Genomic DNA, 15,009 nt, shown 5'->3' with positions numbered 1-15,009 from the left:
GTCCTGTTATGCGGCCTTAATGGAACAGAGCGATAAGCTTGCCGAGGATAATGCCGATTACGCCGAAATCCGCATCGCCAAAGGTGGTGGAAGCGAAGCCAAGCTCGCCCATCAGCGGCAGCAGGATGGCCGGCAGGAAAGAGATCAGCAGGCCCTGCACGAAAGCGCCAATCATCGCGCCACGGCGGCCGCCGGTAATGTTGCCATAGACGCCGGCCGTTGCGCCGCAGAAGAAATGCGGCACCAGGCCCGGTACGATCACGCTCAGGCCGAACAGCGGGCAGAGGAACATGCTGATCAAACCGGCGGCAAAACTGCACAGAAAACCGATAATTACCGCATTGGGCGCGAAGGGGAACACCGTCGGACAGTCCAGCGCCGGTTTAGCGTCCTTCACCAGTTTGTCGGCGATGCCTTTAAAAGCCGGCACGATTTCCGCTATGACCATCCGCACGCCCGCCAGGATGATATAAACGCCTGCGGCAAAAGTAATGGACTGGATAACGGCAAAAACCAGGAAGTTCTGACCGCCGCTGACCTGGCTTTCGGTAAAGGTTTTGCCGGCCACCAGCACCAGCGCCACAAACAGGATCATCATGGTAAGCGAAATCGCCACCGATGAGTCGCGCAGGAAATTCAGCGTTTTCGGCACCTTCAGCTCTTCTGTGGAAGGACTGCCTTTGCCCACCACCTTGCCGACCAGCGCCGCCAGCAGGTAGCCGGTCGAGCCAAAGTGACCCAGCGCCAAATCATCAGAACGCGTAATCTTGCGGGTAAAGGGTTGCAGGATTGCCGGACTGATCACCATCATCGCGCCCAAAATCAGCGAGCCGGTCGCCACCAGCCAGAAACCGCTGAAGCCGCCGACCGACAGGATCACCGCCAGCATCGCAGACATATAAAGCGTATGGTGGCCGGTTAAAAAGATATATTTCAGCGGCGTAATGCGTGCCAGCAGAATATTAATCAGCATCCCAAACACCATAATCATCGCCGTAGCCGTGCCGTAGCTTTTCTGCGCCAGCGCGGCCATTGCATCGGTATTGGGCACCACGCCCTGAATATTAAAAGAGTGCTCAAACAGCTGGCTGAATATCGTCAGCGTTGTCGCAATCAGGTTAGCGCCGGCAATCAGGATTAAAAAGCCCATGATAGTTTTCAGCGTGCCGGAAATGACTTCTGAAAAAGCTTTCTTTTGCAGCAATAAGCCGATCAGGGAAAAAAGGCCGACCAAAATCGCTGGCGTTCCGAGAACGTCATTAATAATAAACTGAAGCATAAACGACTCCGTGCGTTTGAGTTGCCGCGTTTTTATAAGTGCTCGGCCAGGATCTCTTTAATTCTGGCGTTATCGAGCAGGTTGCTCAGGCCAAATACCTGCGCCTCGTGATCGGCAAGCCGATCGGCGATATCCTGGGCGCTTAAAATTAAATCTGCCGGTTCCGAGCGCGCGGTCGTTAAATCCGTATGGCTGACCTCCGCCGTCTTTCCCAGTTCCGCCAGGATTTTTTTCACGTTCATTTCGACAATAAAGCTGCTGCCCAAACCATTGCCACACACAATCAGCACTTTTTTCATGAGGTTTTCTCCAGAGAGGGATCGCTAACGGCGGCCGCAAGGGCCGACAGCGTGGTCGCCGACAGCAGCTGCTGTAGACGGAAGTCGTCGCTGAACAAACCGGCCAGTTCGCCGATCATTCTGATGTGCTCTTCGCCGGAGACGGCGCTCAGCAGGATCACCACGTATACGGGATCGTTTTCAGCACTGTCGAAGCTGACTCCCTGATTAATACGCAGCAGAGAAAGCCCGTTTTTCAGCGCACCTTCTTCGGGGCGCGCATGAGGCATGGCGAGGCCGGGCGCCAGCACGTAGTAAGGGCCAAGCTGAGCATGAGAGCGGAAAATCGCCTCCAGGTAGTCCGGTGTAATAGCCTGCTGCGCCAGCAGCGGCGCGGCAGCCTGGCGGATTGCTTCCTGCCAGTGGCCGACGCTTTCGGTCAGCTGAATATTTTCAGGTTGAAGCCAGTTCGACAGCATGTTCGCTCTCCGGTAAGGGTCTGCCTGCACTTTAGGCGGTTTTCTGTACGCTTTTCCGTGATTGTTGTCGCAAAAGTTAGCGCTAACATCAGCAATGTTAAAATATGTGTTATCGCTAACATTTCTGCTGCACACGAAGCATGATCAATGGCGCTTTATGCCGCCTGGCCCGGAGGGAAACAAGGATGAGCGCCGCCTGCAACCTTTCTGCGCCGCCTCGCATAACAAGGTGAAGGATCGCTTTTAACGTGGCGCGACCGGGCTTTTGGTTTTAAGCTGCGTCCAGTTGAAACAGCTGGCTGCAGGAGAATGCATGGCAGAAAAACGGCGGCGCAGTACCGGGAAAAGTACGCTGGCCGATGTCGCCCGTCTGGTTGGCGTCAGTACGATGACCGCATCACGCGCGCTGCGGATGCCGGAAAAAGTCTCTTCCGATATTCGTGAAAGGATCGAGGCGGCGATAGCCGAACTGGGCTACGTACCTAACGTGCAGGCGCGCAATCTGGCGTCGGCTTCCTCAAAGCTAATCACGATGGTGGTGCCTTCTTTCGTTACGCCAGGCTGCGCGGCGGTGTCGGAAGCGTTACAGGCGATACTGCGGCCTGAGGGATACAACGTCATGCTGGCAGAGGCCAACCATTCTGCGGCGGGCGAGAACGAGCTGATAGAAATGTTGCTCTCTTACAATCCTGCGGCGATGGTGCATTTTAACTTTGATAACGTGGAGGCGGCGCATCGGTTGCTGAGCAACTCCGGCCTGCCGGTTATCGACATAGGCGGCGTGCATCATGATTCGGCGGGCATCAGCGTGGGCGTCGACTATGCCAAAGCGGTACGGCTGCTGGTACAGGCGCTGGTGGAGAAAGGGTTTCGTCATCCCGGTCTGCTCTGCACGCAAACCAGCAACACGCTGTTCAGCCAGCTGCTGAACGGCTGGCACAGCGGGATGCTGGCGCATAATTTGTCGCCGCATCGCGTCGTAACGTCGCCTTTGCCGCCCGGCTTTGCCGCTGGCCACGCGCTGCTGGCGGATATTCAGCTTACCTGGCCCGAAATCGACGTGCTGATCTGCACGGCGGAAGAGGTAGCCTGTGGTGCGATGATGGCCTGCCACGCGGCGGGGATTGCGGTGCCCAGCCAGCTGGCGATAGCCAGTATCGGCGGCGGACAGCTTTCCGCCGTCTGCTCGCCACCGCTAACCACGGTGACGCTGCCCTACGGCGAAATGGGCAAGTTGGCCGGTAAACGCCTGCTGGCTGCGCTACAGGGAGAAGATCCGCCGGTCTGGAACGAGCTGCCGGTAACGCTACAGCTTCGTGCCAGTACGGAGAAAATATAAAGCCCGGCTTGTGGTGCGGTGGAAAAGCGAAACGAACATTTTGCCTGCCCAAAATCAGGTAAAAATGCCGTGGGCGAGGCTGAAGATTAACAGCGCCAGCAGCAGCCCGCCTGACATCAGTAACGCAAACTGGAAAGCGACAACGCTTATCCCAAAGAGTATTGCGGCGCCTGCGGCGTGCCTGTTTTCTCTTAACCAAATTTGACCAACGCATCAAATCTGGTTAATCTTTATGCGTAGTACTTTGGTACTGCAAAGGATGCAGCAGACTGGTTAGCCCAGACATCCCGCTACCCCAATAAGGATGGTTCCGAACCATTTTTAACAGGGTCAGGCCAGGTCCGGTAAAGGCGATTCTGAATACCAGAAGAAATTCTGGCGAAACCCACCTTAAGGTGGGTTTTGTTATTTCAGGGGTGGGGTAAAGGTTTGTTGAGAAAAGAGAGATCCCACACTGTTCCTTCAGAATCAACGAAGGGATGCCATTTTGATACCTCACCGATCTTCACTTTTGCAAAACTCCCTGTCCTGAAAAAAGTTATGTGGAAAGTTATCCTGTCTTATCAATGCCACAGACGATAGCCGCAGCGGTCGGCTCTGTTTTGTCAGGCGTAAACGGCTTAGACCATTTTGCTCTGTAGGTCATCAATAAGGTTCTGATGCCCTTCACCGGCGTGCTGTCTATAATAACCTTATAAAGACCGGGGCATTGATAACCCTTTTCCAGATCATTAATTTAACTATAATGATCCGACTGCTTACGCGGCACTCCATCGGGACGTGCTGCCAAAAAAACCAATGGAGATGATGAACATGAGTTATTCACTGCCATCCCTGCCTTACGCATACGACGCACTGGAACCGCATTTCGACAAGCAGACGATGGAGATCCATCATACTAAACATCACCAGACTTACGTGAACAACGCGAACGCCGCGCTGGAAGGCACCGAGTTCGCTGACCTGCCGGTAGAAGAGCTGATCACCAAACTGGATCAGGTGCCTGCCGATAAGAAAACCGTACTGCGTAACAACGCGGGCGGCCACGCTAACCACAGCTTTTTCTGGAAAGGTCTGAAAACCGGCACCACGCTGGGCGGCGAGCTGAAAGCGGCTATCGAAAAAGATTTCGGCAGCGTTGATGCCTTCAAAGAAGCGTTTGAAAAAGCGGCCGCTACCCGTTTCGGCTCCGGCTGGGCGTGGCTGGTTAAGAAAGACGGCAAGCTGGCTGTAGTCTCTACCGCTAACCAGGACAACCCGCTGATGGGCGAAGCGATCGCTGGCGCTTTCGGTACCCCAATCGTGGGCCTGGACGTGTGGGAACACGCTTACTACCTGAAATATCAGAACAAACGTCCTGACTACATCAAAGCGTTTTGGGAAGTGGTTAACTGGGACGTGGCGGCAGAGAATTTCGCTGCGGCTAAATAAGCCCGTTCCGGACGAAAACGACAGGCGTTTGTAGGCTAAGCGTCTGATAAATACCCTGCTGGCGCTAAGTTAGCAGGGTATTTTTTTGCCGTAAAAATACCCCGCCAGCCTTTCTTGCCTGACTGTTTTCTAATTTTTTATTAAGAGCGGCGTTAATATCATCCTGAAGCGCCATTATTAATTGTCCTTTTTTTGTGACAGGAACTTTTTTTAAGGAGGTTTTATTCTGCTGTTGTTAAGACGATATTAAAAATTAAGCTTTTGTAATTGGCATTCGTCCCTTATCTCGTTAAAAAAGGACGGCTGTATGAAAATGGCTGATGCGTTGCAATATCATAATTTTTATCGGCATAAAAGCTATGCATTTACCAGATGGTACGTAAGATTAACGCCTGTTAAAATAAATGGTTGTTAAGAAATTTAATCTGTTAACACAGAAATTAGCCTATACGGAGCGTACCATTCAACTGCTACAAACAATAGCTTCCTGCACCATCTCGATTTTTCATTTTTTACAGTAAGTCTGCCACTTTATAAGAACATTGTTCGGTGCTCTTTTGACAGATATAAAATAATAATAACAAAAGTAAGTCACTGTTATTCAATAAGAATAAAGGTGAACTGAATTTTATCAACCGAGCATAAAGCCCTTCGCCTCATGTTGGTATCAGGTAAGTGTTTAGACACTGTTCATACTTATTATGCTAATAATTTTATTGATTTTAGGTACTTTAAACTCTGGAGGAAATATGAAATTAGTAAAATTATTGTTACTCGGTGCATGTCTGTCTTTTGGGGTATCAACCTTGTCATATGCCACGGTGTCTTCATCTCAAACGCAATATAAAGCTGGTCAGTGTGGTACTGATGGTATTTATGTCCCCGGATATGGTTGCGTTTATCCTGGCGATTCCGGATCTCGCCCCTGATAACTTAAGACACCACAAGTCCTGAAGCTATAGAGAGGCCGCGGTTATCCAAAGTTATGTAAATAATCCTGGATAACTGCGGCCATATTCAAGGCGGAATTAATACGCCTTGTTAAGTAACCAGTGGATATAGCCTGGCTGCTATTTGCCCGAAATTACTCGCCGTTTTCTGAAAAACGAACGCGCGGCTATATGAAAACCATCATTAAAATTCTTTTACTGTTAACGGTGCGTCCATACTGCGGTTGCCGCAATGACTGGCGAATGTACGCCAGCGACGGCTGATGGGGTGACCTGCGTCTGTTTCCCCGATCCTGTTGGATGCTGGCGGTCTTTTGTTTTCACCTTTTTCTTTTCTGTACTTTTCCTCGCCGTCCTGACCGAGCGAAACCCTGCTTAATCTTCTGATTACCTCTGTTCATGCTGCGTAACGGGATGCCGCTGGTTTTAACCGCTTAAATGGCTGGGCGTCTGGATGGCTAATAACATTTCGTGTTAGCTTATCTCCTTTCGTTCGTTGCCTGTCGTGATAATCCATTAAAAAATAAGGCAGCTTACCCTTCAGAGAGCGCTCGCTATGACCGCAGTGAACCATCTTGAAATGCGGCAGATCGCCATCGCTTTTGGCGGTTTTGCCGCGCTGACCGACGTCGACTTTCGCCTTGACGGCCACAGTGTTCATGCGCTGACCGGCGCTAACGGCGCAGGAAAATCAACGCTGATGGCCGTGCTGTCGGGTGCCCATGAGCATTACAGCGGCGATATCCTGCTGGATGGCGAGCCGGTATCGATTCGTTCTCCGCGTGATGCAAAGAAGCTGGGCATTCATCTGGTGCAGCAGGAAGTTGATGTGGCGCTGGTTTCCACGCTCAGCGTGGCGGAAAACATCATGCTGGATCGCCTGGCAGAAGGCGGACAAATTTATCGCTGGCGTGCTATCCGTCGCCAGGCTCGCGCGCTGCTGGCACAGCTGGAGGTGGATATTGACGTCAATCGCCGCGTCGATCGCTGCACGCTGGCGGAGAAACAGCAAATCCTGCTGGCCCGTGCGCTCTCCCATCACTGCCGCTTTTTGATCCTGGATGAACCCACTGCGCCGCTGGATCGGCATGAAAGCGAACGCCTGTTTGCGGTGGTTCGCCGCCTGCAAAAAAGCGGTATCGGCGTAGTGTTTATCTCCCACCGTATCCACGAACTGCGCGCGATTTGCGATCGGCTTACGGTGCTGCGCGACGGCCGCCTGATTGAAACCGTGCCGATGAGCGCGCTGAGCGGCGAACAAATCGTGGAAAAGATGCTGGGTCACCAGCTGGCGGATATCTATCCGCCGCGTCGTCCGGCCAGCAACGGCGCAACGCTGCTGCATGTCGAGGCGCTGCACGACGACGCGCTGCTGCACAATATCTCTTTAACGCTGCGCAAGGGAGAGATCCTGGGTATCGCCGGCCTGGCGGGCGCGGGAAAAACGGAGCTGTGCAAAGCGCTGTTCGGCGCCAGCAAAAGCCGCATCGGCCGGGGCGAGCTGCATGGCAAACCGTGGCGGCCCACTTCGCCTTCCGCTGCGGTAGCGAACGGCATGGCGCTGATCCCGGAGGAGCGCCGCAAAGAGGGCATTTTTATCGACGAGTCGGTGGCAATGAACCTTAGCATCAGCGCGGACACCAGCTTTTCCCGCTGGGGGCTTTTCGGTCACCGGCAGGCCTGGCGCTGGGCCGAAGAGATTATTCACCAGCTGGGCGTGCGCACTCTCGGCCCGGAACAATCCCTGCGCCGTCTTTCCGGCGGTAATCAGCAGAAAGTGGCCATCGGCAAATGGCTGCGCAACGACGCTGACGTCCTGATTTTTGATGAGCCAACCAAGGGCGTTGATATCAAGGCCAAAACCGATCTCTTCACGCTAATCGACGCGCTGGCCCGCCAGGGAAAAGGGGTTATTTACGCCTCGGGCGAGTTTGCCGAACTGGTAGGGCTATGCGACCGCATCTGCGTGCTGTGGGACGGTAAAATCGTGGCGGAGATGGATGCGCGTCAGGCTGATGAAGAAACGCTTTTACTTTATTCCACCGGAGGAACCCCTGCGTGAGCAGCAAAGAACTTTCCCTGAAGGCGACGCCTGGGCTGCGTCACCAGCTGTTTGAATTCCTTTATAAATGGGGAATGTTGTTAACGGTGGTGGCGCTGATCGCCGCCTTCGGCCTGGCCTCGGACAGCTTTCTGGAGCCAGCCAATATCATCAATATTCTGCGCGCCATCGCCATTGTGACGGTGATTGCCGTAGGCGTCTCGATCTCGTTGACCATCGGCGGCTTCGATCTCTCCGTGGGATCTACTGCATCGTTGGCAAACTCGCTGGTGATCTCGCTGTTTGTCTGGTACGGCTTTGGCCCGACAGCCGCGATAACGCTGACGCTGCTGCTCTGCACGCTGGTCGGGCTGTTTAACGCCTTTCTGATCGTAGTGCTGAAAATTCCCGATATGCTGGCCACGCTGGCAAGCCTGTTTATCGTGCAGGGCGTGGCGATGACCTGGAGCTTCGGCGGCTCTGTCACGGAGAATATGGTGATGCCGAGCGGCGAGATGGCCGAAGGGATCGTGCCGCCGGACTTTTCGCTACTGGGCCAGGTGCCAACCATCGTTATCATTATGCTGGTGGTTACCGTGGTGGCGCAGCTTGGCCTGTCGCTGACAAAGCATGGCCGCCGCATGTATGCCATCGGCGGCAACCCGGAAGCGGCGCGGCTTTCCGGCATTCGCACGAATCGCTATCGCGTACTGGCTTACGTGCTCGCCTCGCTGCTGGCGGGACTGGGCGGCATTCTGCTGGCTTCGCGCATTGGTTCGTCGCAGGTGAATGCCGGCGGCGGCTATCTGATGGATGCCGTTGCGGCGGCGTGGATCGGCCTGTCGCTGGCCGGCTCCGGCAAGCCGAATGCGCTGGGCACGCTGCTGGGCGCGGTGATCCTCGGCGTGCTGCAAAACGGTCTGGTCATGCTTTCCGTGCCTTATTACGCCATGGATATTATCAAAGGTCTGGTGCTGGCCGCTGCGCTGGCAATCACTTACATTCAGCGCCGCCAGGCGTAGGGATAACGATGAAAAAATTAACGCTTTCACTGCTGGCCGTCAGCCTGCTGACCAGCACTACCGCCTTTGCCGATACGGTTGCGGTGCCTGCCGCTATCGCCAGCCATGACGGCCCCGTTCGCGTGGCGGTGATCCGCAATCTGGGATCTGACGACAACACCACCCAGTTTGTCGCGGGCGCTATCCAGCAGGGCCGCCAGCTGGGCTTTAAGGTCAGCGCCTTTCTGAGCAACGGCGACGACGCCCGCTTTCAGGATTTTGTGGAGCAGGCCATCAGCCAGAAGTATGACGGCATCATTCTGTCGCACGGCAAAGATCCCTACGCAACGGCGCTGGTAAAGCGTATTGCCGATGCGGGCATTAAAGTGTCGGTGTTCGACACGCCGGTTAATCAGCCGATAGCGGGCGTAACCGTGACCGCGCAGGATGACGCGTCGCTGGCGCAGCTTTCGCTCGATCGCCTGGTGAAAGACAGCGGCGGTAAAGCCAATATCGTCAAGCTGTGGGTCGCGGGCTTTCCGGCCATGGAGCGCCGTCAGGTGGTCTATGAAAAAGTGCTGCAGGCCAATCCGGGCATCCATCAGCTGGAATCTATCGGCGCGGTCTCTTCTGACGTGCAGGGCGATACCGCGAACAAGGTGGGCGCGATCCTGGCTAAATACCCTAAAGGCAAAATTGACGCGATTTGGGGGGCCTGGGACGCTTTTGCCCAGGGCGCTTATAAAGCGCTCCAGGAAAACGGCCGGACCGAGATCAAACTCTACAGCATCGATGCCTCTAACCAGGATCTCCAGCTGATGCGAGAGAAAAACAGCCCCTGGAAGCAGACGGTCGCGGTGGACAGCAAACTGATTGGCGCGGTCAATATGCGGCTGATAGCGAACAAGCTGGCAGGCGAAGCAACGCCCGCGACTTATCAGTTCAAGGCATCGGCTATCACGCAGGAGCAGCTGGCCGGACAGGCGGTGAATGTCGCCACGCTGAATAAGCTTATTCCTGGCTGGGGCGAATCAACCGATTTCGTCGCACCGTGGTTTACCACGCTGGCGGCACAGCAGACGAAAAAATAAAGACGATAAAAGCCCGTCCATGCGGGTTTTTTTATGATAAAAATTGCCAGGAGTTTTCCTGGTAATGACGTTAATCTCCTTTCTTTTTCTTATCTTATCTTTTTTCTCCGAAAATAAACGCCGTAAAAGCGCGCTTTTCTTTCCGCCCTGTTTTGGTATAAAGATACTCTGTTAAAATAAAGTTTCCTCTGTGATAGGCGGATGTCTTTAATTTGTTTTGTTTCAGGGTGATTATATCGCGCATATCAGGAAATTATCTTTCTTTTATATAAGGATAAGAGTGGGGGTTTATGAATAGTATTTACGCTTAATTTGTAGCGTTAAAACAATCGAATGAAACATTCTGGCCGGTAGCAAGCGGGCGGGAAGCGGTATGTGCGTCAACACATACCGCGCGTCGTTTCATTCATTTTATTTTCTGATGGAAAATGAGCAATCATGAAAACGACAAAATCGATATTATCAGGTGTCGCGGCTTCGTTCATCCTTTTGCTGCTTCCTGAGGTATCCGTGGCGTTTACGGAAAACGTCGCCGCTGGCGTGCTGGTGGAGGGCGAAATCATCGGCAGTGCCGATGGGGAAAGCACGCAGCAGGTATACGGGACCACTATGCATACCACTATCGATGCCGGAGGCGTGCAGATAATCAACGCTGGCGGCGTCGCTGACAGTACCGTGGTGAACAACGGTGGGAAGTTACAAAACAACGGCGGCAAGGATAGCGCGACGACGGTAAAATCGGGCAGCGCCTTTTTGCTGGCAGGCCAGGCGAACAGCTACGCCCTGTCGAATAACGCGCTGATTGAAAGCGCTGCGCTTGTTGTTATTAATAATTATGTGCAGACAGAGGGCTGGACGATTAATGCCGGTAAGCTGGACCATATTTATATGGAAGGTTCCAGTTCGGTAATGAAAAACACCACTGTTAATGCCGGACGTTTCTGGATGGAGACCGGGAAAACGCTAAATACAACGCTAAACAGCGGCTATTTCGTCAATGTTGAAGGCAGCGATATCGATACCGTTATCAATGGCGGGACGTACTTTCTGGGCGGCACCCGGCAGGCCTACTCGGAAAATTTAACCATAAACAGCAATGGATATGGAAATCTGAACTCCGGGACTATTAATAATGCCACCATAAATGGCTCGCTGATTGTTACGCCTAATAATATCAATCCTGAAGTTTTGTCCTCATTACAGGGGAATATTACGGTAAATGACGCAGGGCGCCTTATTATCGTTACCGGCGCCGATACGGATAAGGCGAGCTATCACGTGTCCGGCTCGGTCTATCTTTCCAGCAACGCTTCCTTTAGCGGCGAGTATTATTTTGCCCTGGGCGATGTCGCCCTGGCAGGCGGCACGGTTATTTACGATCCCAAAGGCTATTCCACGCTAACCCTGAAAACGCTATCCGGCAGCGGCACGTTTCTGATGGATACGAAAATTTCCGCCTTGCAGGGCGATTTTTTGACGGTGACGGGCCGCGCGACCGGTGATTTCGCGCTTTATGTGATCGACAACGGCGTCAGCCCAACCCATAGCGACAGCCTTCAGGTTATCCAGATTGGCGATGGCGACGCGACGTTTGCGCTGGCGAACAGCGGTGAGGTCGTGGATCTGGGCACTTATCAATATTATCTGGTTGCTGACGGCCAGGGCGGCTGGTCACTGACGCCGCATAAAGCGGAGGACGAAGACGATCCAGATCCAGATTCGGATGAGGAGGCGGAAAAACCTTCCCCGGCTGACGACGCGCAAACGGACGCGCCGACAGAGGATGAAGACGCGCCGGATAATCAGGCAGACGTTTTACCTGATAACCAGCCGGATGTGACGCCAGACGAGCAGGACGGGACGTCCGGAGAGGAGGCGGCCGTAGAGCCGTCGCCGCCCGCTGACTATGTCATTACGCCTGCCGCAGCGGCGGTGCTGTCGGTAGCGACCGTCGATCCGCTGATATTCCGTCAGGAGCTGGAAACGCTCAGCGAGCGCCTTGCCAATAGCGACTCGCCTGAACATGACCATAATGTCTGGGGCACGGTGCGCAACGGTCGACTGAACGTCAGCAACGAGGCGGGCGCGGATTATCGGCTCAGCCTCAACTCGTTGACTATCGGCATCGATCGGGCGCAGCAGGGAGCGGAAAGCGCGGCGTGGCAGGGCGTATTCTTCAGCTATGGTCACAGCGATATGCGTTTTCGCGGCAAAGGGATTGGCAAGGCGGATATCGACAGCTGGTCCGGCGGGTTTTACGGCAGCTGGCAGCATGATACCGGTTACTGGCTGGATGGCGTTCTCAAGCTCAACCGCTTTACGCACGAGGTGCGCGCGCGCATGACCAGCGGCGGCGCGGCCAACGGCAGCTTTAATACCACGGGCATCGGCACCGGCATCAGGGCGGGCAAACACTTTCTGGTCGGGGCGGCGAAAGTCACGCCGTGGATCGGCGTAACCGGTTTTACGAGCAACAGCAGCACGCTGTCGTTGAATAACGGCATGAAGGCGCGCATCGGGCCGCAGCGATCGCTGACGGGCGCTGTCGGCGTCAGAACGGAGTATGCGATACAGGTCAGGGAAACGCTGCTGCATCCCTGGGCCAGCATCGGCCTGGAAAGGGAAACGGTGACTAAAAATCGCGTCAGGATAAACGGCGAGTCTTTCAAAAACGAGTTGAGCGGCAGCCGGGGCGTTTATCAGGCAGGGGTCAGAGCGGCGCTGTCATCAACGCTTTCGCTGCACGTTAGCGCAGGTTATATGCAGGGACGTCATATTGAATCGCCGTGGAGCGCGACGGCTGGCGTTAACTGGCGGTTTTAAGAAAGCGGGCGCGGCTGGCGCCCGCCTGAGGATTAAAAAGCGGCTTTCGCGAAGCCGGTTACCTCGGTCAGTCCCATTTCGCGGCCCAGCGCGGTCATCGGGTGCACCACGATCAGGCCGCGTACGCTTTTCTTCAGCGCGCCCATATTGGCCTGCTCTTTTTTGGTGATGGCACGGTTAAAAGGCAGCTGTTTCAGCTTCTGCGCCTCTTTGCTCAGCTTCTCTTCGCGTGCGCCGCGCAGGCGTTCCAGCTCGATAACCAGCTTCTCTTTTTCTTTCAGCAGCTCGCCGAGTTTTTCCGCATCGCCGGATTCCAGCAGCAGCGGCTCCTTACGCGTCAGGGCATCCAACTTGTCGCTGAGCATTTTAATTTCTGCCTGGATTTGTTCTTTCATTATCATTAACCGTAGAGTGGATCATGGGGCAAGGATACACGAAAGCGCAGGGAAGAGCAGGAAGCGCGGGTTACTTTTTGAAAGCCTGACGGGTGCCGATAGGGGAAATCAGCGCCGTCAGCGACAGCACCAGCGTCGATCGTACCATCTGCTGGTAGCGCTGTTGCAGCATGGCGCGCAGTTCGGCATCGGCGCTGCTGAAATCGGGGCGGGGCGGCAGCGCGTCAACGCAGTGCAGCTCGCCAACCGGGCCAAGCAGCTCGTCGTCGGTAAAGCGGTAGTCGGTGCCGTCGTCGTTCAGCGCCTCACGCAGCGCCAGCAGCAGCTCGGCATCTTCGTACTCATGTCGGCCGATCACGCCCAGACCATACACCAGCTTCAGCCGAACCGACAGCTCGCCCAGCGGGCCGTTGCCCAACAGCAGCGGCTCTACCGCGTACTTTACGGCATAGTCATCCTTGCGGAACACCTGTACCACCAACAGATCGATCGCTTCGCCCAGCAGCTCGACGGCCGCCGCGAAAAAGCTTTTGACCGTGCGGCCGGCGTTCAGGCGTTCCAGCACCCGATTTTCAAAAGCCTGGGGTTTTTCCATCAGAGCCTGCATCATTTTATCCGTAAAACCGTACTCAACGTGGCGGGAAAAGCCGGGCCGCCTACTGGCCCGGCCTGCCGTTACGCCATCTCGTTCCAGGCCGCGACCGCCGCCTTCACCACTTCGCTTTCGGCCTCCAGGCCGGAAACCTGCGCCAGCGTGGCCTGCACGCCCTGACGGTTAATCAGCTCGGCCAGCTCCTGCGCCTGCGGATCCTGATCGCTGCGGTAGTGCAGGGCGGCAGCGATCCCTTTCACCAGATTGTCGTGCGGCAGCTGATACTCCAGCGTGCCCAGCGTCGGCTTGATCAGGCGATCGCCCGCGCTCAGCTTGCGCAGCGGCTGACGTCCCACTCGCTCCACATCATCCTGCAAATAAGGGTTCTCGAAACGGCCTAAAATTTTCTGGATATAGGCGGCATGCTTCGCCGCTTCAAAGCCGTAGCGCTTAATCAGTACCGCGCCGCTCTCTTCCATCGCGCCCTGAACGATGGCGCGCACCTTCTTGTCCAGAATGGCATCGCGAATGGTTGCGTGGCCTGCCAGCTGGCCCAGATAGGCGGTAATCGCATGGCCGGTATTCAGCGTGAAAAGCTTACGCTCGACAAATGCCATCAGGTTATCGGTCAGCTCCATGCCTGCAATGGCAGGCGGTTCGCCTTTAAACTGGGTTTTATCGACGATCCATTCGCTGAAGGTTTCTACCGTGACTTCCAGCGGATCGGTGGTGCCGGCGGCGGACGGTGGGACGATACGATCCACGGCCGAGTCGACAAAGCCGACGTTCGCTTCCACCCAGGCGTGATGCTGTTCCGGCAGCGCTTTCAGCACGTGGTCTTTCAGCTGGCTGGTGCCGCGCACCATATTTTCACAGGCGATAATATTCAGCGGGCGCGCGTTGCCGCTTTCATGACGCTGCACCAGCCCTTTGGCGATGCCGCCCGCGATACGTTCCAGAATTTGCGGGCCGACCGCCGTGGTCAGCAGATCCACTTCCGCAATCAGCGGAATAATCTCGTCGCTGGCGCTGTTGACCGCGTTGACGCCCTTAACGATTTCTACCTGCGCCTGCTCGCCTACCACGTGCACCGGGTATTCGTGACGGGCGTTCAGCGCATCCAGCACCACCTGGTTAACGTCGGCAAAAGTGAGCTGTACGCCCGCGTCTGCCAGCAGCTTGCCGATAAAACCACGACCGATATTACCGGCGCCAAAATGAAGAGCTTTCATAATTTTTCCCATATTAATGAAAGGCCGGACAGGCCCGACCCGAAAAAGAGCCGGGCATGCCCGGCCCTGGGGTAATAT

General features: G+C 55.1%; 12 protein-coding genes. 6 read left to right on the top strand and 6 right to left on the bottom strand.

What is annotated here, in order from left to right:
- Positions 1–16: 16 nt before the first annotated feature.
- From QCD69_RS07340 to QCD69_RS07330, 3 genes are read right to left on the bottom strand one after another with little or no spacing between them, the layout of a single operon-like run.
- Positions 17–1,279: a PTS ascorbate transporter subunit IIC gene (locus QCD69_RS07340; RefSeq protein ID WP_253456701.1), complete on the bottom strand. Its 1,263-nt coding sequence runs from the start codon at positions 1,277–1,279 to the stop codon at positions 17–19.
- Positions 1,280–1,311: 32 nt separating this feature from the next.
- Positions 1,312–1,578: a PTS sugar transporter subunit IIB gene (locus QCD69_RS07335; protein ID WP_253456698.1), complete on the bottom strand. Its 267-nt coding sequence runs from the start codon at positions 1,576–1,578 to the stop codon at positions 1,312–1,314.
- Complete coding sequence (locus QCD69_RS07330; protein ID WP_301251551.1) at positions 1,575–2,036, bottom strand: PTS sugar transporter subunit IIA; 462 nt, start codon at positions 2,034–2,036, stop codon at positions 1,575–1,577. The genes QCD69_RS07335 and QCD69_RS07330 overlap by 4 nt, the downstream gene beginning before the upstream one ends.
- Positions 2,037–2,349: 313 nt before the next feature.
- Between QCD69_RS07330 and QCD69_RS07325 the strand changes: the two genes are divergently transcribed.
- The 6 genes from QCD69_RS07325 to QCD69_RS07300 all read left to right on the top strand — a co-directional run bounded on the left by QCD69_RS07325 (position 2,350) and on the right by QCD69_RS07300 (position 12,712).
- The gene (locus QCD69_RS07325; protein ID WP_253456692.1) at positions 2,350–3,375 is read left to right on the top strand and encodes a LacI family DNA-binding transcriptional regulator; all 1,026 of its coding nucleotides are present in this window, start codon (positions 2,350–2,352) and stop codon (positions 3,373–3,375) included.
- Positions 3,376–4,188: 813 nt separating this feature from the next.
- Positions 4,189–4,806 carry a superoxide dismutase [Mn] gene (sodA, locus tag QCD69_RS07320; protein WP_301251549.1) on the top strand — a complete coding sequence of 206 codons (618 nt, stop codon included), beginning with the start codon at positions 4,189–4,191 and terminating at the stop codon, positions 4,804–4,806.
- 1,506 nt (positions 4,807–6,312) lie between these two features.
- Entirely contained in the window at positions 6,313–7,818 is a 1,506-nt protein-coding gene (locus QCD69_RS07315; protein WP_301251547.1) for a sugar ABC transporter ATP-binding protein, read from the top strand.
- Positions 7,815–8,819, top strand: a complete 1,005-nt coding sequence (locus tag QCD69_RS07310; protein ID WP_253456679.1) for an ABC transporter permease — start codon at positions 7,815–7,817, stop codon at positions 8,817–8,819. The genes QCD69_RS07315 and QCD69_RS07310 overlap by 4 nt, the downstream gene beginning before the upstream one ends.
- A gap of 8 nt (positions 8,820–8,827) precedes the next feature.
- Positions 8,828–9,889, top strand: coding sequence for a sugar ABC transporter substrate-binding protein (locus tag QCD69_RS07305; RefSeq protein ID WP_301251546.1), 1,062 nt, complete (start codon positions 8,828–8,830; stop codon positions 9,887–9,889).
- A 438-nt stretch (positions 9,890–10,327) separates the two neighbouring features.
- On the top strand, positions 10,328–12,712 hold the full coding sequence (locus tag QCD69_RS07300; RefSeq protein WP_301251544.1) for an autotransporter outer membrane beta-barrel domain-containing protein: 2,385 nt from the start codon (positions 10,328–10,330) through the stop codon (positions 12,710–12,712).
- 32 nt (positions 12,713–12,744) lie between these two features.
- Here QCD69_RS07300 and QCD69_RS07295 read toward each other — a convergent pair whose 3' ends face one another.
- From QCD69_RS07295 to mtlD, 3 genes are all read right to left on the bottom strand, one after another.
- Entirely contained in the window at positions 12,745–13,107 is a 363-nt protein-coding gene (locus QCD69_RS07295) for a YibL family ribosome-associated protein (RefSeq protein ID WP_253456670.1), read from the bottom strand.
- 70 nt (positions 13,108–13,177) lie between these two features.
- Positions 13,178–13,717 (bottom strand): MltR family transcriptional regulator, encoded by a 540-nt coding sequence (locus QCD69_RS07290; RefSeq protein ID WP_253456667.1) that lies wholly within the window; start codon positions 13,715–13,717, stop codon positions 13,178–13,180.
- Between the two features lie 65 nt (positions 13,718–13,782).
- Positions 13,783–14,931: a mannitol-1-phosphate 5-dehydrogenase gene (gene mtlD / locus QCD69_RS07285; RefSeq protein ID WP_301251543.1), complete on the bottom strand. Its 1,149-nt coding sequence runs from the start codon at positions 14,929–14,931 to the stop codon at positions 13,783–13,785.
- Between the last annotated feature and the right edge of the window lie 78 nt (positions 14,932–15,009).

The sequence above is a fragment of the Erwinia sp. PsM31 genome, assembly GCF_030433775.1.
GTDB lineage: Bacteria > Pseudomonadota > Gammaproteobacteria > Enterobacterales > Enterobacteriaceae > Erwinia > Erwinia aeris.
The sequence above is the reverse complement of the archived record's forward strand: the minus strand, read 5'-3'. Positions and strand labels throughout refer to the sequence as shown.

Coding starts and splice junctions, on each gene's coding strand:
- QCD69_RS07340 (WP_253456701.1), bottom strand. CDS start 1,279: ATGCTTCAGTTTATTATTAATGACGTTCTCGGAACGCCAGCGATTTTG.
- QCD69_RS07335 (WP_253456698.1), bottom strand. CDS start 1,578: ATGAAAAAAGTGCTGATTGTGTGTGGCAATGGTTTGGGCAGCAGCTTT.
- QCD69_RS07330 (WP_301251551.1), bottom strand. CDS start 2,036: ATGCTGTCGAACTGGCTTCAACCTGAAAATATTCAGCTGACCGAAAGC.
- QCD69_RS07325 (WP_253456692.1), top strand. CDS start 2,350: ATGGCAGAAAAACGGCGGCGCAGTACCGGGAAAAGTACGCTGGCCGAT.
- sodA (WP_301251549.1), top strand. CDS start 4,189: ATGAGTTATTCACTGCCATCCCTGCCTTACGCATACGACGCACTGGAA.
- QCD69_RS07315 (WP_301251547.1), top strand. CDS start 6,313: ATGACCGCAGTGAACCATCTTGAAATGCGGCAGATCGCCATCGCTTTT.
- QCD69_RS07305 (WP_301251546.1), top strand. CDS start 8,828: ATGAAAAAATTAACGCTTTCACTGCTGGCCGTCAGCCTGCTGACCAGC.
- QCD69_RS07300 (WP_301251544.1), top strand. CDS start 10,328: ATGAAAACGACAAAATCGATATTATCAGGTGTCGCGGCTTCGTTCATC.
- QCD69_RS07295 (WP_253456670.1), bottom strand. CDS start 13,107: ATGAAAGAACAAATCCAGGCAGAAATTAAAATGCTCAGCGACAAGTTG.
- QCD69_RS07290 (WP_253456667.1), bottom strand. CDS start 13,717: ATGATGCAGGCTCTGATGGAAAAACCCCAGGCTTTTGAAAATCGGGTG.
- mtlD (WP_301251543.1), bottom strand. CDS start 14,931: ATGAAAGCTCTTCATTTTGGCGCCGGTAATATCGGTCGTGGTTTTATC.